The following is a 20,494-nucleotide window of genomic DNA, read 5'->3' on the forward strand; positions in this document are numbered from 1 at the left end:
GGGAGTGGGGCCTTGATTTTATTACGGAATCAGATCGGCCAGATGGCGCAGGTGGCCGGTGTCGATCGCCACTTCCACGCTCATGCCGGCGCGCAGCGGCGGGTCGCCCGGCCGGCGCTCCACCTGGACGCGCACCGGGATGCGCTGCACCACCTTCACCCAGTTGCCCGAGGCGTTCTGCGCCGGAAGAATGGAGAACTCGGAGCCGCTGTTGGGGGCGATGCTCTCGACCCGCCCCTGCCAGACCCGGCCGGGATAGGTATCGACGGTGACCTGCACGGGATCGCCGGGCTTGACGTGGGTCAGCTCGGTTTCCTTGGGGTTCGCCTCGACCCATAGACGCTCGGTCGACACCAGCCCGAAGGCGGCGGTGGCGGCGGTGAGATACATGCCCGGCTGGACCTGCTCGACCTGGGTCGCAATCGCGGCGAAGGGCGCGCGGACGATGGTGTGATCGAGCTGGCGCCGGGCTTCGTCCACCTGGGAAAGGGCCCTGAGATACTCGGGGGTCCGTTCGACTTCGATATCGGCGGAGCCGCCGAGTTTGGCCAGTTGCACCTGGGCCTGGACCTGCAGGCTCTCCAGCGCGGCCTTGTCGGCGGCGAGGCGGAAGCGCGCATCGTCATACTGGGCCCGGGCCACGGCGGCGGTCTGCACCAGGCTGGCGTACCGATCGAAGCTGGCCTGGTCGGACTGCACCTGGGCCTGCTTCGCGGCGATGTCGCGCAGCATGCGCTGATAATCACGCTTGGCCGCCTCCATTTGCAGGGCGACCTGGGCGAGGTTGGCCTGCGCGCCATCAAGCGCGATCCGGAACTGCCGTGGATCGAGACGGAACAGCACCTCGCCCTCGCGCACGAGGCTGCCTTCCCGGACCGTCACCTCCTGCACCAGCCCGGAGACGTCGGTGGCGACGGCGAGCTTGGCCGCCCGCACATAGGCGTTGTCGACCGAGACGATGCGGCCGCCCTGCAGCCACCAGGTTAGCGATCCCATCGCGACCGCGGCGATGCCGCCCAGCATCAGCAGGGGACGCAGCAGGCGCAGGCGGGCGCGGCGCCGCAACGGGGTATCGAGGACGTCACGACGGGCCTGCGGCACATCGGAGAGGGTGGCGTCCGACATCAGGCGATCTCCTGCGGCGCGAGCACCGGATCACGGGGGCGCAGGCCGGCGACCACGTTGGCCTTCATCCGGACCAGGGCGTCGGCGACGATGGCGAGGGTCTCCGGCGGCAGTCCGCGCGTGAGATTGGCCAGCATGGCGGTGCGTTCGGCATGCAATGCGGCCAGCACCGGGGCGGCCGGCGGCAGCAGGTGCAGGCGCCAGACCCGCCGGTCGCCCGGATCACCGCGGCGTTCGACGAAGCCATGCGCCTCCAGCCGGTCAACCAGGCGTGCGATCGTGATCGGCTCGACCTCGACCAGCTCGGCCAGTTCCTTCTGGGACAGGCCGGGCTGACGGTCGAGCCAGAACAGGATCACCCACTGCGCGCGGGTGAGCCCGTGGCAACCGGCCCGGCGGTCGGCGTCGAGCCGCAACTGCCGGGCGAGGTCATGGATCAGGAACAGGGGGTCGGTCTGATTGGGCACGGGGTATATAATAAGCAGCGTTATCTTAAGGTGAAGAACCACCCCTTCTGCGCGAACCAATGGGCAGTCATGCAACAGAGCATGGAACCAAGCTCGGTGCCGGCCGGGCGTGACATCGCCGGCGGTGTGGCCGGGCTCAGTTGCGGAACATGTTACCGCTCGGGCAATCTTTGCGGAGGCAAGGTTGTTGTGTGTGCCATGGCAGTGAAATGCGCCCCGCAATGAAGTCACGATTCACTTGAATGACCCGGCCCAGATCACACATCCTTGTCGTGATCACGCTTTCGCGCGGCCGGTCCGCCCGTATACGCTGGGCACGAAGGAGATTTGGACAATGCTGAATCTGTCGCTGACCGTTCTCGCCGTTGCCGCCGCCGCCGCCGCGGTGGCCTGTGCCCCGTCGGCGACTCTGCAGCCCATTCCGGTCCGGGTTCGCCGCGGCAAGTAAACGCCCTCGCCGCCTGGGTCGCGGGAAAGCGATCGAGGCCACGGCTCAGCGGCGCAGGTTTTCCCTCGCGCTGGTCGCAAGCTGGTCGGCGCGTTCGTTCATCGGGTCGCCGGCATGGCCGCGCACCCAGCGCCATTCCACCTGATGGCGCTTCTCGGCCGCCAGCAGGCGTTGCCACAGGTCGACGTTGGCAACGGGGTCGCCGGCGGCATTGCGCCAGTTGCGCCGGACCCAGCCGGTATGCCACCGGGTCACGCCGTTGCGCACGTATTCGCTGTCGGTGTGCAGCACCACCCGGCACGGTCGGGTCAGCGCTTCCAGCGCCATGGCCGCCGCCGTCAGTTCCATCCGGTTGTTGGTGGTGGCCGGTTCCGCGCCCGATAATTCACGCTCGCGACCCCGATAGCACAGGATCGCCCCCCAGCCCCCTGGCCCCGGATTGGGCTTGCAGCCGCCATCGGTCCAGATCCTGACCGGTTCTTCCCCGGCCTCCGCCGGCGCGGGCGGGTCAGAGTCCATAGGCATGCTCGTCGCGGGCGGCGAGATGGAAGCGCAGGCGACGGATGTATTCGACCGGGTCCTTGCGCGTGACCAGCGCCCCGGGCGGGGTGTTGATCCAGTCATAGAGGCGGGTGAGCGCGAAGCGGATCGCCGCCCCCTGGCACAACACCGGCAGCGCCGCCCGCTCGGCCGCCGACAATTCCCGCACCGCCGCGTAGGCATGGCCCATGGCACGGGCCTTGGTGACATTGAACGACAGGTCCGGCTCGAAGCACCAGGCGTTCAGGCACACCGCCAGATCGTAGGCAAGGATGTCGGTCGCGGCGAAATAGAAGTCGATCAGCCCGGAGAGCCGCTGGTCGAGAAAGAAGACGTTGTCGGGGAACAGGTCGGCATGGATATGCCCGACCGGCAGGTTCTGTGGCCACTGCGCCAGGATGCCGTCCAGCGCCTGCCGCAGTTCCGTGCCGAGCCCCGGCTGCACCTCGTCCGCGCCCGGCAGGCTGCGCTCGAGCAGCGGGCTCCAGCCCTGCGGCCCCAGCGCGTTGCGGCGGGTGGGGGCGTAGCCGGCCCCGGCGAGATGCAGCCGCGCCAGCGCCTCCCCCACCGGGCCGCAATGCGCAAGCCGCACGTGCCGCGGCCAGACGCCGGGCAGGAAGGTGGTGATGGCCGCGTGCCGCCCGCAGAGCTGCCGCAGCGCCTGCCCGTCCCTGCCATGCACCGGCAGCGGGCAGGTCAGGCCGTGCGTCGCCAGATGCTCCATCAGGCCGAGGAACCACGGCAGTTCGGCCGGATCGACGCGCTTTTCGTACAAAGTGAGGATGTAATCCCCGCGCGTGGTCCGCAGCGAGAAATTGCTGTTCTCGACGCCTTCGGCGATGCCGCGGAACGCAACCAGTTCCCCGATATCGTAATCGTCCAGGAAGGCGTCGAGCGCCTCGTCGGATACCTCGGTGTAGACGGCCATGGGGAGAAGCTGAGTCCGGGCAGGAAAACCGGCCCGGCCTACCTCACCCCAGGGGCGCAGGCAACCGGAACACCACATCTTCCTCGGTGACGCGCCGCTCCTCCACCGAAAGCGCATAGCGGGTGCCCAGCCGCTCCAGCAGGGCCTCGACCAGTTCCTCAGGCGCGGAGGCGCCGGCACTGACGCCCAGCACCGCGACCCCGTCGAGGTCCGCCCAGTCGAGCATCTCCGGCCGGGGCAGCAGCAGCGCCCGGGCGGCGCCGGCCCGCTCGGCCACTTCGCGCAGGCGCTGCGAGTTGGAGGAATTCGGGCTGCCGATCACCAGCACCAGGTCGGCGCCGGGGGCGATCGCCTTCACCGCCGCCTGCCGGTTGGTGGTGGCGTAGCAGATGTCCTCGCGCTTGGGGCCGCCGATGGTGGGGAAGCGCTGGCGCAGCGTCGCCACGATTTCCGCCGTGTCGTCGACCGAGAGCGTGGTCTGGGTGATGAAGGCCAGGTCGCCTTCCGGCGGGGACACCGTGCCCGCCTCGTCGGCGCTCTGCACCAGCGTCATCGCCCCGGGCGGGAGCTGCCCCATGGTGCCTTCGACTTCCGGGTGCCCGGCATGCCCGATCATCAGGATGTGGCGGCCCGCGGCGAAATGGCGCTCGGCTTCCCGGTGCACCTTCGAGACCAGCGGGCAGGTGGCGTCCAGGTACAGCAACGAGCGGCGCCGCGCCTCGGCCGGCACCGCCTTGGGCACGCCATGGGCGGAGAAGACGACATGCCCGCCATCGGGCACCGCATCGAGCTCGTCGACGAAGACCGCGCCCTTGGCCTCGAGCTGCTCAACCACCGTGCGGTTGTGAACGATTTCGTGACGCACGTAGACAGGCGCGCCGTACTGGCGCAGCGCTTCCTCGACTACGCGGATCGCACGGTCCACGCCCGCGCAGAAGCCGCGGGGGGCGGCGAGCAGGATGCGCAGAGGGGGCCGGGTAGAAGAAATTTCCGGCATGTTGTCCCCGGCGCTGGGGCGGCTCACTATGGCCACGGTCGATTCACTGGACAAATGCTCGGCCCTCGTTCTCGGAGTTGCGGATGCCCTTGACCACGCCTGCCGGTCTGCGATCGCGGAACATCATTATGGTTATGCCAGAGAGAGTGAAAACGCGCACCAGCCAGACAGAGATGAGCCGGCACCGGCCCGCAATCCCGTTCCTGTGCACGGCTGCGCTGCTGCTGCTGGCGGCCGGCGGCCTGGCCGGATGCACACGGCCGGACGCGTTCGCGCCGGCCTGCCCGCAACTGACGCTGTTGCCGGAAGGCGCGGACCTGACCCGCTTCCGCGGCACCGGGCGGGACGTGACCGACCTGGTGATCGACGCGCACCTGACCGCGGTGCCGGCCAACTGCCACAATGCCGACAAGGCCGGCAGGAAGGTGGAGGCGAAGCTCAAGGTCGCCATGTCGGTGGCCCGCGGGCCGGCGATGCAGGGCCGGGACGTCACGGTGCCCTATTTCATCGCCGTCACCGAGAACGGCCGGGTGCTCGACCGGCAGGAATACGCGATGCGCGCGCAATTCCCGCCCAACACCGACCGGATGGACCAGGTCAGCCCGGAGGTCTCGCTGATCTTCCCGGTCTCGGCCGAGAAATCGGCGGCCGCCTACCAGATCTGGGTGAGCTTCCAGCTCACGCCGGAGGAACTCGCCTATAACCGCCGCAGCCGGTAACCCCGACCGGGGCCGGACCGTCGCCGAAGCGTGCGCGGGGGGCCCACCCCCCGCAGTCATGCTTGCTTGAACTCGCGCGGGCGATCCGCCATGGTGACCGGACTCGGATCTCCCTGCGGGAGAGAGCGATTCGCCAGAGCCTTGCGGCGCCGGCAATCGTCGCCGAAGGCGCAACCGGCCCCCGGAAACGCTCAGGCAGAAGGACCGCAGGATAATACGGGTCTCTGGAAAGCCGGGCGGCGCCATGCCGATCCGCACCGACGGAGTAAGGACGCGCCGGCAACTTCCGGGCGCCCGAATCTCTCAGGTTCCGCGACAGAGGGGGGTCGGAGGGTGGCAACCGGGCAAATCCGGAGCAGCCCGACCTCCGGCATCGGGCCGGAGGGACGACCCGAGAGCGGAGCCATGCCGTGCCCATCGAAATCGGACCGGAAGGGGCTGAACCAGCCCCGTTGAAGACCACGCCCCTGGATTCGCTGCATCGCACGCTGGGCGCCCGCATGGTGCCCTTCGCGGGCTATTCCATGCCGGTGCAATACCCCGCCGGGGTGCTGGCCGAGCACCTGCATTGCCGCGCCGAGGGCGGGGCGGCGCTGTTCGACGTCTCCCACATGGGCCAGGGCAGCCTGCACGGGGCGCTCGCGCCCACGCTGCTGGAATCGCTGGTGCCCGGCGACATCGCCGGGCTGAAGCCCGGGCGGCAGCGCTACACGCTGCTGACCAACGAGGCCGGCGGCATCATCGACGACCTGATGGTCGCCAATCTCGGCGGCGAGCGGCTGTTCCTGGTGGTCAATGCCAGCCGCAAGGAAGTCGATTTCGGCCATATCGCCGCCCACCTGCCCGAGGGCGTGCGGCTTGAGCGGCATGACGACCGCGCCCTGCTGGCGCTGCAGGGCCCGGCGGCCGCCACCGTGCTGGGACGGCTGGCGCCGGAAACCGCCACCCTGCCCTTCATGGGCGTCGCCGCCGTGCGCATCGACGGCCTGCCCTGCCTGGTCTCCCGCTCGGGCTATACGGGGGAAGACGGCTTCGAGATCTCGGTGCCGGCCGAGGCGGCGGAGGCGCTGGCGCGCCGGCTGCTCGACGCGCCGGAGGTGAAGCCGGCGGGCCTGGGCGCGCGCGACAGCCTGCGGCTGGAAGCGGGGCTGCCGCTCTATGGCAACGACATCGACGAGCTCACCACCCCGGTGGAGGCCGGGCTTGCCTGGGCGATCGGCAAGCGCCGGCGCGCCGACTGGCGCTTCCCCGGCGGCGAGGCGATCTGCGACCAGCTCGCGCATGGCTGCACCCGGCTGCGGGTGGGCCTGCGCCCGGACGGGCGCGCCCCGGCGCGCGCCGGCACCAACGTGGTCGCCCCCGACGGCACGGCAGGCGGCAGCGTCACCTCCGGCGGCTTCGGCCCCAGCCTCGGGGCGCCGGTCGCCATGGGCTATGTGCGCCGCGACCTCGCCGCCCCGGGCACCCCGATCCAGTTGCTGGTGCGCGGCAGGCCCCTGCCCGCCCAGGTCGTGCCCCTGCCTTTCGTTTCCCATCGTTATGTCCGCTGAAGGACCGCTGCCCATGTCCGAGACCCGCTTCACCAAGGACCATGAATGGATCCGGCTGGAGGACGGCATCGCCGTCGTCGGCATCACCGACCATGCGCAGGAAGCGCTCGGCGACGTGGTGTTCGTGGAGCTGCCCGAGCCCGGCCGCGAGGTCGGCGAGGGCGAGGCCTGCGCGGTGGTGGAGAGCGTCAAGGCGGCGTCGGATGTCTATTCGCCGCTCGCCGGGCGCGTCACCGAGAGCAACCAGGCGATCGTCGATGATCCGGCCCTGGTGAACCGCGAACCGACCGGCGGCGGCTGGTTCTTCAAGCTGGCGCTCGCCGACACGGCGGCCTTCGACGCGCTGCTGAGCGAGGCCGACTACCAGGCCTTCCTGGAGACCGAATGATGGACGTGCTGGCCGAGCTGGCCGCGCTGGAAGCCGAGGATTCGTTCATCGGTCGGCATATCGGGCCCTCCGCGGACGAGATCGCGGCGATGCTGCGCATGGTGGGCGCGGCCACGCTTGAGGAGATGGCGGCACGGACCGTGCCGCAGGCGATCCGCACGCAGCAGGCCATGGACCTGCCGCCGCCCGTCGACGAGGCGGCGGCGCTGGCCGAGCTGCGCGCGCTGGCCGCCCGCAACGGCACGCGGAAATCGCTGATCGGCCTTGGCTACCACGGCACCCACACCCCGCCGGTGATCCTGCGCAACGTGCTGGAGAACCCTGGCTGGTACACCGCCTACACTCCGTACCAGGCCGAGATCGCGCAGGGACGGCTGGAAGCGCTGCTGACCTTCCAGACCATGGTCTGCGAGCTGACGGCGATGGAGATCGCCAACGCCTCGCTGCTGGACGAGGCCACCGCGGCGGCCGAGGCGGTGTCGATGGCGCATGCCATTGCCCGCGCGAAAAGCAACGTCGTCGCCGTCGCCACCGACCTGCACCCGCAGACCCGCGCGGTGGTGGCGACGCGGGCGAAGCCGCTGGGCTTCACCCTGGTGGATGTCGCGCTGGGCGACGTGGCGGCGATCCGGGCGGCGAAGCCCTTCGCGCTGCTGCTGCAGTATCCCGGCAGCACCGGCGCGGTGCGCGACCTCTCGGCCGAGATCGCCGCGGCGCACGAGGTGTCGGCGCTGGCGGTGGTGGCGGCCGACCTGCTCGGCCTAGCCCTGCTCACCCCGCCCGGCGAGATGGGCGCGGACGTGGTGGTCGGCTCGGCGCAGCGCTTCGGCGTGCCGATGGGCTTCGGCGGGCCGCATGCCGGCTACATGGCCACGCGCGACGCCTTCAAGCGGCACATGCCCGGGCGGCTGGTGGGCGTCAGCCAGGACGCCGCCGGCACGCCGGCCATGCGGCTGGCGCTGCAGACGCGCGAGCAGCACATCCGCCGCGAGAAAGCCACGTCCAATATCTGCACCGCGCAGGTGCTGCTGGCGGTGATCGCCGGGCTGTACGCGGTCTGGCACGGCCCGGAGGGGCTGACCCGGATCGCGCGCCGGGTGAACCTGCAGGCGCGGCTGCTGGCCGACTGCGCCCGGCGCCGGGGCCACACGCTGCGCCACGACGCCTTCTTCGACACCATCGCCATCGACGTGGGGCCGGACCCGGCGCGCGCCGAGGCGATCATGCAGGCCGCCCTCGCCGCCGGCTTCAACCTGCGCCGCCTCGATGCCACCGGCATCGGCATCGCCCTCGACGAGACCGTCACCCGCGCCGAGCTGGTGCGGCTGGCCGAGGTACTCGGCGCCGGGCTCGGGGCCGCGCCCGGCTCGATCCCGCCCGCGCTCGCGCGGCGCTCGCGCTTCCTCGGCCAGGCGGTGTTCTCCGCCCATCACGCCGAGCACGAGATGCTGCGCTACCTGCGGCGGCTCGAGGACAAGGACATCGCGCTGAACCGCAGCATGATCCCGCTCGGTTCCTGCACGATGAAGCTGAACGCGACGGCGGAGATGATCCCGATCACCCTGCCGGGCTTCGCCGACCTGCACCCCTTCGCCCCCGCCGACCAGACCGAGGGCTTCAAGGCGCTGATCGACCGCCTCGCGGGCTGGCTCGCCCAGGCGACCGGCTTCGCCGGCGTGTCGCTGCAGCCCAATGCCGGCAGCCAGGGCGAATATGCCGGGCTGCTGGCGATCCGGGCCTACCATGAGGCGAACGGGCAGGCGCATCGGGACATCTGCCTGATCCCCTCCAGCGCGCATGGCACCAACCCGGCCTCGGCCGCGATGGCCGGGCTGCGCGTGGTGGTGGTGGGCTGCGACCGCGAGGGCAATGTCGATCTCGCCGACCTCGCGGCCAAGGCGCGGCAGCACGAGGACCGGCTGGCCTGCCTGATGATCACCTATCCCAGCACGCATGGCGTGTTCGAGGAGCAGGTGATGGAGATCTGCCGGATCGTGCATGCGCATGGCGGGCAGGTCTACATGGACGGCGCCAACATGAACGCGCAGGTCGGGCTGACCAGCCCGGGGCGCATCGGCGCGGATGTGTGCCACCTGAACCTGCACAAGACCTTCTGCATCCCGCACGGCGGCGGCGGCCCCGGCGTGGGGCCGATCGGCGTGGCGGCGCATCTGCTCCCGCATTTGCCCAACCATCCGCTGCGCCCGGATGCCGGCCCCGCCACCGGCTACGGCCCGGTGGCGGCCGCGCCCTTCGGCAGCGCGCTGATCCTGCCGATCTCGTACGCCTATATCCGCATGATGGGGCCGCGGGGCCTGACCCGGGCCACCGAGGTCGCGATCCTGAACGCCAACTACGTCGCCGCCCGGCTGCGGCCGCATTTTCCGGTGCTCTACACCGGCCGGAACGGCATGGTGGCGCATGAATGCATCATCGACTGCCGCGCCTTCCAGGCCGAGGCCGGCGTGATGGTGGAGGACATCGCCAAGCGGCTGCAGGATTTCGGCTTCCATGCGCCGACCATGTCCTGGCCGGTGCCGGGCACGCTGATGATCGAGCCGACCGAAAGCGAGTCGCAGGCCGAGCTCGATCGATTCTGCGACGCGATGATCGCGATCCGCCACGAGATCGCCGACATCGCCGCCGGCCGGCTCGATCGCGCCGACAATCCGCTCAAGCACGCGCCGCATACCGCCGCCGAAGTGATGGCCGAGGCGTGGCCGCATGCGTATCCGCGGCAACAGGCGGCCTTCCCGCTGCCCTGGGTGGCGGCGGCGAAATACTGGCCCCCGGTCAAGCGGGTCGACAACGTCTACGGCGATCGCAACCTGGTCTGCACCTGCGCGCCGCTGGACGCCTACGCCCGGGCCGCGGAATAGTCCTGCCGGACCGGCATTGACGTTCCGGTCATGACGAAGGCTGCGTCCCCGTCACGATCGGAACGTCCCGTTTTCCTTGCCCGACGTCAGCAAACCGCCAGCAGGACAGGCCGGGCCCGACCGCCCGCCCAGCCGCGGCGCAGCCATTGCGGCAGTTGGTCCCACCGCTCGCCCGCGACTTCCTCGGCAAGGACCCGTGCGTCCACGTCGGGAAACGCAACGGGAACCGGAAAGGGAGGTGCCATGTCGCGCGCGACGGCAGCGGATCCATCCTGCATGGCCATTCGTTTTTTCCCTGGGCATTGACGCTGCCCCGTCATCAGCCGGAGCTGCCGCTCCCGGCCGGTCCATCACGATCAAGGCGTCGAGTCTCGCATGCCGTCATGAATGCAGCGTGACTTCACCGTGCACGGGGCATGCCCGGTCATCACTCACGGAGGGTCATCACTCACAAAGGAAGCCAGACCTCGAGCGTGCCGGGGGCAGCACCGCTCTGCATGCCGGTGCCATCCTGCACCCAGAACTCGGTACCGGCGCCCCGCAACAGATTGGCCAGGCGCTGGGCCGCATCGGCGTCGGCGCGATGGAAGAAGCGGATGGCCGCAACGATCGGTCCCGAGGATGCGACCCGGGTTTCGGCATAGGCAAAATCGGAGAACAGCAGGCGTCGCGCCAGGTCGCTCGCGTTCTCCTGCCCGTGCGGCGAGCCGGTTCGATAGTAGAAGATCACTTTCGGCCGAACGGTCGCGACGGCGACCGTCTCCGGCTTCGCCGCCGGCGTGGAAGCGGGCTCCGGCTTCGCCGCAGGCGCGGGAACGGGTTCCGGTTTCGCCACAGGGGCGGGAGCGGGTTCCGGCTTCGCCGCAGGGGCAGGAGTGGGTTCCGGCTTCGCCGGCTGGGGCGGCTCCGGCCTGGCCGCGGGCACCGCCAGTTGACCCAGGAATCCGGGTGGAGGGCTGCGCTGCGCCGACGCCGCACTCTCTTCCTCGGCACCGGGCTGTGGCGGCTGACGCAACCGATTCAACACCCGGCTGAGTGCGGCAGTCGACGGGGGCGGCACCGGACGCGGCGCCTCCGCGGCAGCCGGTTCAGCGGACGATGAGGCCGCCGGACGGGACGGCGCCGGCCGCGCCGTTTCCGGCCTGACCACGAGCGCCCGCGATTCCTCCTGTTGCTGGCGCTGCTGGCCGGCAATCTCGCCACGGACCACCTCCAGGCGATGCTGCACATCGGCCAGCGCGGCGCGGGCTGCCTGTTGCTGATCCTGCAGGTCCACAAGTTCCCGGCGCGTCTGATCAGTCTGTTCCCGCAACGCCGCCAGCACCGAGGTTTCCACCTGCACCTGCGTGTTCAAGGCACGCAGCCGTGCATCCGACATCCCGGCCGGCGGCGTCCATTCGGGCGCGGGCACGCCCGGCCGGTCCGGCACCGGAGCAGCCGGCGCCAGCAGGGCAGCCTCGGGCGAGGGCGATCGCGGCGGCGTGGACCGGGGCCGGGCCATCAACGCGATGCTCATCAACACGGCCGCCGCGCCAACCAGCCCGAGCATGCCGTAAGCAAGCCACCGCAGGATCCGATACCACCACTCGCTGCGGTCCCGGAAACCAGGGGGGCGTGGGCGAGGCACTGCGGAAAAACCGGGATGCCGTCCGCTCAGCTTCACATCCTTTCGGATCGTCCAAGCCGCATGAAAGATATGCAGCGCGATTTGCCAACACCGAATCAGCCGGTCAGGCGATCTTGATTCAGCTTTCGCTTGGAAGTCCATGTGAGCTGCTTTACCAGTAAACTTATTGGGGAATAATTTCTGCTAAGAAAATATTATAGTCTGCTTTGATTATTTGAGCGTAATGCTGATTCGTTCAGGTATGTCACGACGCTGGCGGGGCGTTGCCCCGCACCCCACCAGGGCTTCGCCCTGGACCGACCAAGGGCTTCGCCCTTGGAACCCGTTATTTTTCTGTGCCGCGCAGCGAGACCGGGATCCAAGGGCCTTGTGGCCGTCACGCGACCGCGTGCGTGCGCATGACGGCAGGTCCAGGGCGGAGCCCTGGTCTTTCCTGACGCCCTATTACGGGGCAGCGCCCTGGCCGTTTTGACAAACAGAAAGGGCAGCCTTGCGGCTGCCCTTTCCTGCATTCCCAGCCTGATGGAAGGCTCAGGCGGCGCGGCGGCCCAGGGCCGTCGGCAGGCCCGCGATCGCCCGGTCGACCAGCTTTGCATCGGCGTCGACGGTGACTTCCTCACGGATCACCGCTTCGGCCGCAGTGGAAGCAACATCGGCGGCTGCACGCCGGACCTCATCGAGCGCCGCCTTTTCGGCAGCGGTGATGCGATCCAGCGCCATGCGCTCCCGCCGGTTGGCAGCGCTCTTCGCCTCGGCCTCGGCGGCGACGGCCAGGCGGGCCGCCTCTGCCTTGGCGCCTTCGAGCAGGGCCTTGGCCTCGGCCACGGCCTCGTCGCGGCGCGCACTCGCGTCGCGCAGCAAGGCTTCTGCCTCGCTGCGCAGGCGCTGCGCCTCGGCGAGCTCGGCACGGATCGCCGCGGCGCGCTTGTCCAGCAAGGACGCCAGCGCCGCCCAGATCTTGCCCCCGAACAGGACGAAGAAGATGACGAAGGCGACCGCGATCCAGCTACGTGGGTCAGAGAAGAAGCTTTCTCCGTGCATGCGGGTCTCCTTCAGGCCTGGCCGCGTGCGGCAAGCGCGGTGCCGACCGCCGTATCGACCAACGCATCCTTGGGCGTACGGCCGGTCAGGCGGGTGACCACCACCTTGGTCGTCTCGGTCGCCACCTGGCGCAGCGCGCCCATGGCGGCGGTGCGGGCCGCATCGATGCGCTGCTCGGCGGCGGCAAGCTGGGCATCCAGCCGCTCGTTCAGCGCAGCAGCCTGGGCGGCGGCGGCCTTCTTCGCGGCATCGACGGCACCGGCGATCTCGGCCTGGGCGGCGGCATGCGCCTTCTGCGTCGCCTGGGTGAGATCAGCCACCGCCGCATCGGCCTCCACCTTGGCCTGGCGAGCGGCTTCGAGATCGCGGCTGATGATGGCAGCCCGATTCTCCAGCACCTCGGCGACCTGCGGCAGAGCCCAACCCGAGAGCAGCCGGTACAGGACGTAGAAGATGACCGCCAGCCAGACGATCTGGCTGATGGTCAGCGGATTGCCGAAATCGAGCTGCGGCATGCCTTCCTTTTGCTCGGCCGCGAAGGCGGCCGAGGACAGGAGGCAGATCCCTGCCGCAGCGAACGGAGCGAGGCGACGCACCGCGGCGTCTCCGTCTCTTATGTGAAGAGGATCAGGAACGCGATCAGCAGGGCGAACAGCGCCACCGCTTCCGTGAGCGCGAAGCCCAGGATGCCGATGCCGAACACCTGGTCGCGCGAAGACGGGTTGCGGGCGATGCTGTTCACCAGCGAGGAGAAGATGTTGCCGATGCCAACGCCGACGCCGGCCAGCGCAATCACGGCGATACCGGCTCCGAGAGCCTTCGCGGCGACAGGATCCATGATGGTCAGTCCCTTTTCGTTCAGGTTGGGGCAGGCCTGCCCCGGGGGGGAGGCAGAGAGGGCGACGGTCAGTGCAGGTGCACCGCGTCGTGCAGGTAGATGCAGGTCAGGATGGCGAACACATAGGCCTGCAGCACGGCCACCAGCAGTTCGAAGCCCATCAGCGCCACGTTCAGCACCAGCGGCCCGACCGCACCGACGTAACCGAAGATCCCGGCGGCCGCCATCATCAGCATGAAGCTGGCGAACACCTCGAACATCACGTGGCCGGCGACCATGTTGGCGAAAAGTCGGATCGACAGGCTGACCGGCCGCGAGAGGTAGGAGATGATCTCGATCGGGATGATGATCGGCGCGAGCCACTTCGGCGCCCCGGAGGGGAAGAAGTAGCTGAAGAAGTGCAGCCCGTGGATGCGCAGCGCCACCACCGTGACCAGCACGATGACCGTCAGGGCCAGGGTCGCGGTGACCGCGATATGGCTGGTGTAGGTGAAGCTGAACGGCAGCAGGCCGAGCAGATTGCCGAACAGGATGAAGAAGAACAGCGTGAAGACGAAGGGAAAGAAGCGACGCCCTTCCTCACCGATCTGGTCGGTGCACATGCTGTGGATGAAGTCGTAGGCCAGCTCGGCCGCAGCCTGCAGCCGTCCCGGAACCACCGCCTTCGGTCGCGCACCGAAATAAAGCAGGGCCAGGATCAGCGCCCCGGCCACCAGCATCATCAGGTTCGACTGGGTGAAGTTGACGGAGGAGCCGAATACCGAACCTACGGTGTGGAGCTTGAACTGCCCCAGGGCGTCGATCGAGTGTCCTTCGGCAGCCACTGTTTCGTCCTCGTCCCATATGGACCGCCAAGGCGGTCAGGTCAGTTTCATGTCCCCCCGGGCGGCTGCCGTCCGGGGCCGATCAGGCGCCAGACATTGGCCACACCGGCCGCACCCCCCAGCAGGACGAAAACTGCGAGCAGGATCGGACGCGTCCCCAGCCAGCGGTCCAACCACCAGCCGATGACGACCGACACCACCATCGCCGACACCAGCTCCACGCCGACGCGCAGGCCAATGCCGAGGGCTGTTGGTGCCCCCTTCGCCGGCCCACCGGTTTGACCCGGCGGCGGGGCATCCATCCCCTGCCTGCGCCGCGCAGCCTGCAGCCGTTCCTCGAAGGATTTGCCGCCGCCGTCGGTTCCGCTCATTTCGTCCGCCCCTGCGCAAGTCGCCTTGCCGGAAGGCGACGGCTTGCTAGCGGTGGGGGCGAAGGGTGTCAAGAACGGTTGCCGTGTGACAATTCCCCCATCGCACCACAGCGCCCGCCGAAACGAATGGCTGCCGCCCTGGCGTCCCGTCCCCCTCGCCCGCGTCCCCTGCCGCGACTCGGCGCGGGAACGAAGCCGGGCGACCCGGCACGAAGAGACAACGAGCTGGCAGGCAGGCCGATTGGGGGATGTGACAAATTGATGTATGTCTGCACCGGAAGCACTTGAATAATGGGAACGTCGATGGCGCCGCCGGCTCTGCAGGATGCGACCCTGGCCATGGAAGGCCGGGTTGCCATGCTGACACTGAACCGCCCGGAGGTCCGCAACGAGCTGACCGGCACCAGGCTCGCCGCCGAAATCACCGAAGTCGCGGAGTGGTGCAGCCGCGACGAGCGGGTCTCCGTCCTGGTGATCACCGCCGATGGCCCGGCCTTTTCGGCCGGTGGCAACGTCAAGCACATGCTGGAGCGCGACCAGGGCAGCTTCGGCGGCGACGTCTACGAGGTGCAGGCGAAGTACCGGCGCGGCATCCAGCGGATGGCCGTGGCGATGCACGGGCTGGAGGTGCCCGCCATCGCGGCGGTGAATGGCCCGGCAATCGGCGCGGGCTTTGACCTCGCCCTGATGTGCGATGTGCGGATCGCCTCCACCCGGGCCCGGTTCGCCGAGAGCTTCCTTAACTTAGGATTGATCCCGGGCGATGGCGGCGGCTGGCTGCTGCAGCGCCTCGTCGGCTACCAGCGTGCCGCGGAATTGAGCTTCTCGGGACGGATGGTGGAGGCCGGGGAAGCCCGTGATCTGGGGATCGTGCTCGAGGTGGTCGAGCCCGACGACCTGCACGCCCGCGCCCGCGAACTCGCCGCGAGCTTCGCCGCCAAGCCACCGCAGGCGGTGCGGTTGACCAAGCGACTGCTGCGCCAGGCCCAGCGCCTGGAGTTCCGCGACCATCTGGAACTCTGCGCCGTGGTGCAGGGCATGTGCCACAACACCGCCGACCATCTCGAGGCGGTCAGCGCCTTCCTGGAAAAGCGCCCCCCGACCTTCCTGGGACGGTGACGCGTCCCCTGCCCGGCCGGCCTCGACGCTGAAGGCGCCGGGGTGAACCGGCTGCTGCCAGGGTGCGTTCACTGCACGGCCTGGTGGACGTGACCAGACGGACCGCAACCGCAATGGCCTGATGCCGATGCCTCGCCTCCGGCCTCGACTGCCCCCACCCGGTCGCGGCCACCTGCGCCGAAGCATCAAAAAAACGAGGAAACAAGCCATGAAGGTCAGCGAGAAGATGACCCGCACCGTGCGCATCGCCAGTCCCGACGACACCATCCAGCACGCGGCCAGCGCGATGGCCGAAAGCGATGCCGGCGCGCTTCCGGTGGGCAAGGACGACCGGCTGGTCGGCATGGTGACCGATCGCGACATCGCGGTGCGCGCGGTGGCGCAGGGCAAAGGGGTCGACACCCGCGTCAGCGAGGTGATGACCCAGGACATCAAGTATTGTTTCGAGGACGACGATCTCGATCAGGTCGCCAGCAACATGGGACAACAGCAGGTGCGGCGCCTGCCGGTGATGAACCGCGAGAAGCGGCTCGTTGGGATTCTCTCGCTCGGCGACATTGCCTTCGGCGAGGGGCCGCAGCCCGCGGGCGAGGCACTGTCGGGCGTGTCGCGTCCAGGCGGGGCGCGCTCGCAGACCGGGGGAACCGGCTCCGCCCATAGCAGGTAGGGAAACAGGCCGACCGCCAGGACCATGGTGTCCTGGCGGTCGCGCCGCCTGGCCCGATGAAAAGCCATGGAGCCATCGCGATGACCCAGCCCGAGCCCCCTTTGGATCCGGAGATCCCCGAACCGCGCCCGCCGGTCCCGCCCGATCCATGGCCGGACGTGCAGGTGCCGCCCGGACAGACACCGCCCCCAATGCCAGGACCGGACCTGCCGCCGCTTTCGCCCCCCCGGACCTGAGCGCCCGTTGTCTCAAAGCGGCCGGATCACCCCGCGATAGGCATGCCAGGTGGCATGCCCGATCAACGGCAGCGTCACGCATAGCCCCAGATACCAGGATGCAAGGCCGGCCGCGGTGAACAGCAGGATCAGGCCGGCCCAGACCGCCATGGCGCGCGGGTTCAGCACCACCGCGGTGGCGCTGGTCACCAGCGCCTCCAGCAGCCCGATCCGGCGATCCAGCATCAAGGGCAGCGAAAAGGCCCCGGCGACGAAGGCGAAGGTGGCCATCACCCCCCCGACCGCGGTGCCGAGCAGCAGGAATGTCAACCCGTTGGCGGTGAACAGCGTGGCCGTCACCGCCCTCTCCCAGTCGAAGCCGACATCGGGGAAGGACAGGGCGAACACCAGGGCGGCGAAGCGCAGCCAGACCACCAGGAAGACGACCAGCGCCAGCCCCATGGCGAATAACGGCCCGGGATTGTCCAGCCAGGCGGAGAAGGCGCGCGACAGGGACGGCTCGCGGCCGGCCTCCAGGTCACGGCTGATGGCGTAGAAACCGACGGTCAGCGCCGGGCCCACCAGCATGAAACCGGTCGTGAGCGGCGCGATCAGGTAGTCCAGGTCCGCCATCACCAGTCCCGCCGTCAGCACGAAGCCGCCGACGACGAAGACCAGGCTGTAGGCGGCACTGATGCCGCGGCCGTGGCGGAAATCGGACCACCCGGCCGCCAGCCAGCGGAATGGTGCATCGGTGTGCACCAGACGGACTCGTTCGGCGAACGGCAACAGGGATGCCGGCGCCTTCGTCTCGTTCTCGGACATGCGCTCCCCCCAGAGGCGCGGATTGTGGGGGGAGCCTAGCCGAGTCAGACCCGCCGGTGCCACTGCGCCGATGACCCACCCGGCGCAGTGGCGCCGATTACCCGAACGCCCCGACCTCGTGGGTCACGGCGGTCGCGATTTCCCGGATCAGGTCGAACAGCCGGCGCATCGGCGCGAACACCTCCGCATGCTCGCGACCATAGGCCTGCCAGGCGCGTGGCCCTGGCGGCTCGGCATAGTCGCTCTCGGCCGAGGCATCGGGGGCTTCGGGAAAGATCTCGGCCAGCAGCGACACCGCCGCCGGGATCTCCAGCCGCAGGATCGCCGCCTCCATGTCGCGGCGGGTGAAGCCGTGGCGCGGCGAGAATTCGGGGATATGCGTCGCCAGCAACCAGATCCGGCCGATCACCGCCAGCCGCAGCGCGTGCAGCAGCATCTCGCGCGGCGCCATCGACGGCGCGTCCGGCCAGGCGGCACGCAGCGCCAGATGGTCGGCCTGCACGCGACGGAACATCGACTGCGCCACCGCCCACAGGTCCAGTCGCTCCAGCGCCTGCGCCACCGCCATCAATTCCTCGCGCCGCCCCGGCCTGGTGGTATGGGCGGCACGGTCGAGCCAGGAACCGGGATCGAGCGATCCGACCACCGCCCGCAGCACGTCCAGATCGGAATGCGCCAGCGCATGCGACGCCAGATCCAGGGCGCGGCGGAAGCGGCGGCTGCTGCGTCGCAGCTCCGGGAAGGTCTCCGGGTGGCGCGAGGCGGCACTGCCCAGGCCCTGCAGCGTGTTCGCCATCCAGCCGAGCTGCTGGAGGATGGCGTTGTTCAGGATCGCCCGCAGCTCGCGCGGGTGGCGGATGCGGGTGGCGGTGCCCATGCCGTCGCTCTGGCGTGCCGGCGGGCGGGATCCGGTGCGGTCCAGCAAGGAAGGACCGAAGGCGCCGAGCAGCGCGCCATAGCCGGCATCCTCGACCAGCCCCTCCATGCCGGCGCGGACGGTGGCGAAGAAATCGGCGGAGAAGTCGGGATCGGCATAGACCGGATCCTCGACCGGGCCGGCGCCGGGATGGAAGGCGTGCTCGGCGATGCGGGCGATGCTGGCCAGCGCCAGGTCGTCGGTGCCGAACAGCAGGTAGCCGTCGCCGCCCTGGAAGGCGCTTTCCTCGCGCACCGGCAGGTTGTCGTGGCTGAGGGCATGGCGGCTGACGGTCGGCGAGAGATAGCGCAGCCGGTCGGCCAGCGAGCCGGGATGGGCACCGCGGCCGACGCTCTCGCCATGGGTGTCGAACAGGATCACCTCGACACCGGTGACGCCGTGCTTGGCCAGCGTCGCCGCGATCTTCAGGCGCAGCCGCTCGATCAGGTAGGTGGCGGCGATCTGGCCGACATAGCGGCCGGAATCGGAATAACCGAACTGCAGCGCCAGCCGCCCGGTGCGCTGCAGGTAGGTGCGGTAATGCGGACTGCGCAGCGCCTCGTCCAGCACCTCGGCGCCGCGGCCGAGCGCCTCGGCGGTCTCGAACAGCGGGCTGATCTCCACCTGGTCGGCGATGCCGAACAGCCGGGCCAGCCAGAGCGCCGCGAGCAGGGTGTAGCCGGTCTCGGTCTCGGCGATCAGGAAGCGCACCGGCACCGAGCCGTCGATGTGCTTGACCATCTGCGCGACCGTCATCATCAGCCGCGCCGCCGAGGCCTGGTCGGCGAGCAGCGCGCCGAAATCCACCGGCACCGGCTGCACCGCATCGAGGGCGGCGTTGATGGCGGCGAGCAGCGCCCGCCGCCGCGCCGGATCTTCCGGCGGATCGGCGATGTCGAGCCGCTGGCGCACCACGTTGTGGATCTGCGCCGCGTTCAGCCGGACATGGGTGTGGGCCAGCGACAGCCCGTGCGTCACCAGCCCGGCCCGGGCGATGCAGAGCTGCAGCTTGTCCTCGCCCTCGGCCGCGGCGATCGCCGTGGCGAACAGGTCGAGCAGCGGCGTGGGCGTGCGCAGGGCGGTATCGGCATGGTCCACCAGGGCGTGGGCGAAGGTGGCGACGGCCCTGGGCTGCGGCTGGATCGGGCAGGACTCGATCTGCTTCGTGACCGCCGCCACCGCCTCGGCGATGCGGGCGGACAGGGCGTCGGCATGCTCCAGGCCCTCGACCTGTTTGGCCAGGCGCTCGAGCTGCAGGCGCTTCATGCGCAGGCGCAGGCGCAGCGTATCCCACCAGCCGATATCAGTGCGCCCGTCGGTGTCGTAGCCGACCCAGGAAGACAGCACGATCGGCCGCGGCATCAGCTCGGTCCAGCGATCCGGCCAGGTATCGCGGGCCGCCCGCAGCAGCGCGGCGCAGAGCGCATCCAGCGCCGTGCGGCCGCGCAGGATCGCCGCGCGGGCCTGGGTGAATTCGTCTTCGAGCGAGATCGAGCGCGGACGATGCGATTCAAAGCTGACCAGCGGGCCGCCGCAGGCCATCTCGGCCAGGGCCTGGGCGACCTCGGCCGGCATCGCGAAGGTCGGATGCGCGGTGAACACCGCGGCATAGCGGGTGCGCTCCACCTGGGCACGGAAGCGCGCCCAGGGCACCGGGCTGTCGGCGGGGTCGGGGCGCAGCACATGGCCCGCCGCCTTGACCAGGGCCGCCTCGTTGGTGGCGCGGTCGGTGCCGCCGACATAATCGGCCAGCCGCCGGGCCCGGTCGGCGAAGGCGGCGTCGCGCAGATGCCGCACCAGCGCCCAGAGCGAAGCCTCGTCGAGCCGGCCGTCATCCACCTGCCGGGCAATCGACAGCGCCACCGAAAGCACCGGGTTGCCGAACGGATCCTGGACGGTCCCCGCCTGGGCGCGGACCAGCAGCCTCAGCAGATCCTCCGCCGTGGCACCGATGCCTTGTTCCGCCGGCGGGGGCATGTCCGCCACGCTCGTGCCGTCGTCGTTCATGTG

General features: G+C 69.8%; 20 protein-coding genes and 1 riboswitch. Of the genes, 6 read left to right on the plus strand and 14 right to left on the minus strand.

The features are described 5' to 3' along the window. Window positions 1-21: 21 nt before the first annotated feature. The 5 genes from NBY65_RS04680 to ispH form a co-directional block, all read right to left on the minus strand. Window positions 22-1,125, minus strand: coding sequence for an HlyD family secretion protein (locus NBY65_RS04680; protein WP_150039431.1), 1,104 nt, complete (start codon window positions 1,123-1,125; stop codon window positions 22-24). Beyond that, window positions 1,125-1,592: a MarR family winged helix-turn-helix transcriptional regulator gene (locus NBY65_RS04685; protein WP_150039432.1), complete on the minus strand. Its 468-nt coding sequence runs from the start codon at window positions 1,590-1,592 to the stop codon at window positions 1,125-1,127. The genes NBY65_RS04680 and NBY65_RS04685 overlap by 1 nt, the downstream gene beginning before the upstream one ends. Window positions 1,593-2,085: 493 nt before the next feature. Next, window positions 2,086-2,565, minus strand: coding sequence for a ribonuclease HI (gene rnhA / locus NBY65_RS04690; protein WP_408894818.1), 480 nt, complete (start codon window positions 2,563-2,565; stop codon window positions 2,086-2,088). Continuing rightward, window positions 2,549-3,508, minus strand: a complete 960-nt coding sequence (locus tag NBY65_RS04695) for a homoserine kinase (protein ID WP_150039434.1) — start codon at window positions 3,506-3,508, stop codon at window positions 2,549-2,551. The genes rnhA and NBY65_RS04695 overlap by 17 nt, the downstream gene beginning before the upstream one ends. Before the next feature lie 43 nt (window positions 3,509-3,551). Beyond that, entirely contained in the window at window positions 3,552-4,505 is a 954-nt protein-coding gene (ispH, locus tag NBY65_RS04700; protein WP_150039435.1) for a 4-hydroxy-3-methylbut-2-enyl diphosphate reductase, read from the minus strand. Between the two features lie 173 nt (window positions 4,506-4,678). Here ispH and NBY65_RS04705 point away from each other — a divergent pair, with 173 nt between their 5' ends. The 4 genes from NBY65_RS04705 (at window position 4,679) to gcvP (ending at window position 10,041) form a co-directional block, all read left to right on the plus strand. Next, on the plus strand, window positions 4,679-5,224 hold the full coding sequence (locus tag NBY65_RS04705; RefSeq protein ID WP_150039436.1) for a hypothetical protein: 546 nt from the start codon (window positions 4,679-4,681) through the stop codon (window positions 5,222-5,224). A gap of 106 nt (window positions 5,225-5,330) precedes the next feature. After that, window positions 5,331-5,441: riboswitch (glycine riboswitch) on the plus strand. A gap of 193 nt (window positions 5,442-5,634) precedes the next feature. Continuing rightward, window positions 5,635-6,774 carry a glycine cleavage system aminomethyltransferase GcvT gene (gcvT, locus tag NBY65_RS04710; protein WP_275266240.1) on the plus strand — a complete coding sequence of 380 codons (1,140 nt, stop codon included), beginning with the start codon at window positions 5,635-5,637 and terminating at the stop codon, window positions 6,772-6,774. Window positions 6,775-6,787: 13 nt separating this feature from the next. Then, a complete protein-coding gene (gene gcvH / locus NBY65_RS04715) occupies window positions 6,788-7,162 on the plus strand; it encodes a glycine cleavage system protein GcvH (RefSeq protein WP_150039437.1) in 375 nt (124 codons plus the stop codon). Then, a complete protein-coding gene (gcvP, locus tag NBY65_RS04720) occupies window positions 7,159-10,041 on the plus strand; it encodes an aminomethyl-transferring glycine dehydrogenase (protein ID WP_150039438.1) in 2,883 nt (960 codons plus the stop codon). The genes gcvH and gcvP overlap by 4 nt, the downstream gene beginning before the upstream one ends. A gap of 86 nt (window positions 10,042-10,127) precedes the next feature. On the opposite strand, the gene NBY65_RS04725 is transcribed toward gcvP, so the two are convergent. From NBY65_RS04725 to NBY65_RS04755, 7 genes are all read right to left on the minus strand, one after another. Continuing rightward, complete coding sequence (locus NBY65_RS04725; RefSeq protein ID WP_150039439.1) at window positions 10,128-10,325, minus strand: hypothetical protein; 198 nt, start codon at window positions 10,323-10,325, stop codon at window positions 10,128-10,130. A 164-nt stretch (window positions 10,326-10,489) separates the two neighbouring features. Next, window positions 10,490-11,557, minus strand: coding sequence for an SPOR domain-containing protein (locus NBY65_RS04730; RefSeq protein WP_150039440.1), 1,068 nt, complete (start codon window positions 11,555-11,557; stop codon window positions 10,490-10,492). Window positions 11,558-12,199: 642 nt separating this feature from the next. Further along, a complete protein-coding gene (locus NBY65_RS04735; RefSeq protein WP_150039441.1) occupies window positions 12,200-12,709 on the minus strand; it encodes a F0F1 ATP synthase subunit B family protein in 510 nt (169 codons plus the stop codon). 11 nt (window positions 12,710-12,720) lie between these two features. Next, complete coding sequence (locus NBY65_RS04740; RefSeq protein WP_150039442.1) at window positions 12,721-13,305, minus strand: F0F1 ATP synthase subunit B family protein; 585 nt, start codon at window positions 13,303-13,305, stop codon at window positions 12,721-12,723. 17 nt (window positions 13,306-13,322) lie between these two features. Then, window positions 13,323-13,547 (minus strand): ATP synthase subunit C family protein, encoded by a 225-nt coding sequence (locus tag NBY65_RS04745; RefSeq protein ID WP_150039443.1) that lies wholly within the window; start codon window positions 13,545-13,547, stop codon window positions 13,323-13,325. 68 nt (window positions 13,548-13,615) lie between these two features. Then, entirely contained in the window at window positions 13,616-14,371 is a 756-nt protein-coding gene (locus NBY65_RS04750) for a F0F1 ATP synthase subunit A (protein ID WP_150039444.1), read from the minus strand. A gap of 47 nt (window positions 14,372-14,418) precedes the next feature. Continuing rightward, entirely contained in the window at window positions 14,419-14,742 is a 324-nt protein-coding gene (locus NBY65_RS04755) for an AtpZ/AtpI family protein (RefSeq protein WP_203330383.1), read from the minus strand. A 303-nt stretch (window positions 14,743-15,045) separates the two neighbouring features. Here NBY65_RS04755 and NBY65_RS04760 point away from each other — a divergent pair, with 303 nt between their 5' ends. Both NBY65_RS04760 and NBY65_RS04765 read left to right on the plus strand, forming a co-directional pair. Continuing rightward, window positions 15,046-15,861, plus strand: a complete 816-nt coding sequence (locus NBY65_RS04760) for an enoyl-CoA hydratase-related protein (protein ID WP_150039445.1) — start codon at window positions 15,046-15,048, stop codon at window positions 15,859-15,861. Window positions 15,862-16,069: 208 nt separating this feature from the next. After that, window positions 16,070-16,528, plus strand: a complete 459-nt coding sequence (locus NBY65_RS04765; protein ID WP_150039446.1) for a CBS domain-containing protein — start codon at window positions 16,070-16,072, stop codon at window positions 16,526-16,528. 248 nt (window positions 16,529-16,776) lie between these two features. Here the strand turns inward: NBY65_RS04765 and NBY65_RS04770 are convergent, their stop codons facing one another. Beyond that, window positions 16,777-17,568, minus strand: coding sequence for a DUF2189 domain-containing protein (locus tag NBY65_RS04770; protein ID WP_150039447.1), 792 nt, complete (start codon window positions 17,566-17,568; stop codon window positions 16,777-16,779). 97 nt (window positions 17,569-17,665) lie between these two features. Further along, window positions 17,666-20,491 carry a phosphoenolpyruvate carboxylase gene (locus NBY65_RS04775; protein WP_239002686.1) on the minus strand — a complete coding sequence of 942 codons (2,826 nt, stop codon included), beginning with the start codon at window positions 20,489-20,491 and terminating at the stop codon, window positions 17,666-17,668. Between the last annotated feature and the right edge of the window lie 3 nt (window positions 20,492-20,494).

The organism is Rhodovastum atsumiense, assembly GCF_937425535.1.
GTDB classification, from domain to species: Bacteria; Pseudomonadota; Alphaproteobacteria; order Acetobacterales; family Acetobacteraceae; genus Rhodovastum; species Rhodovastum atsumiense.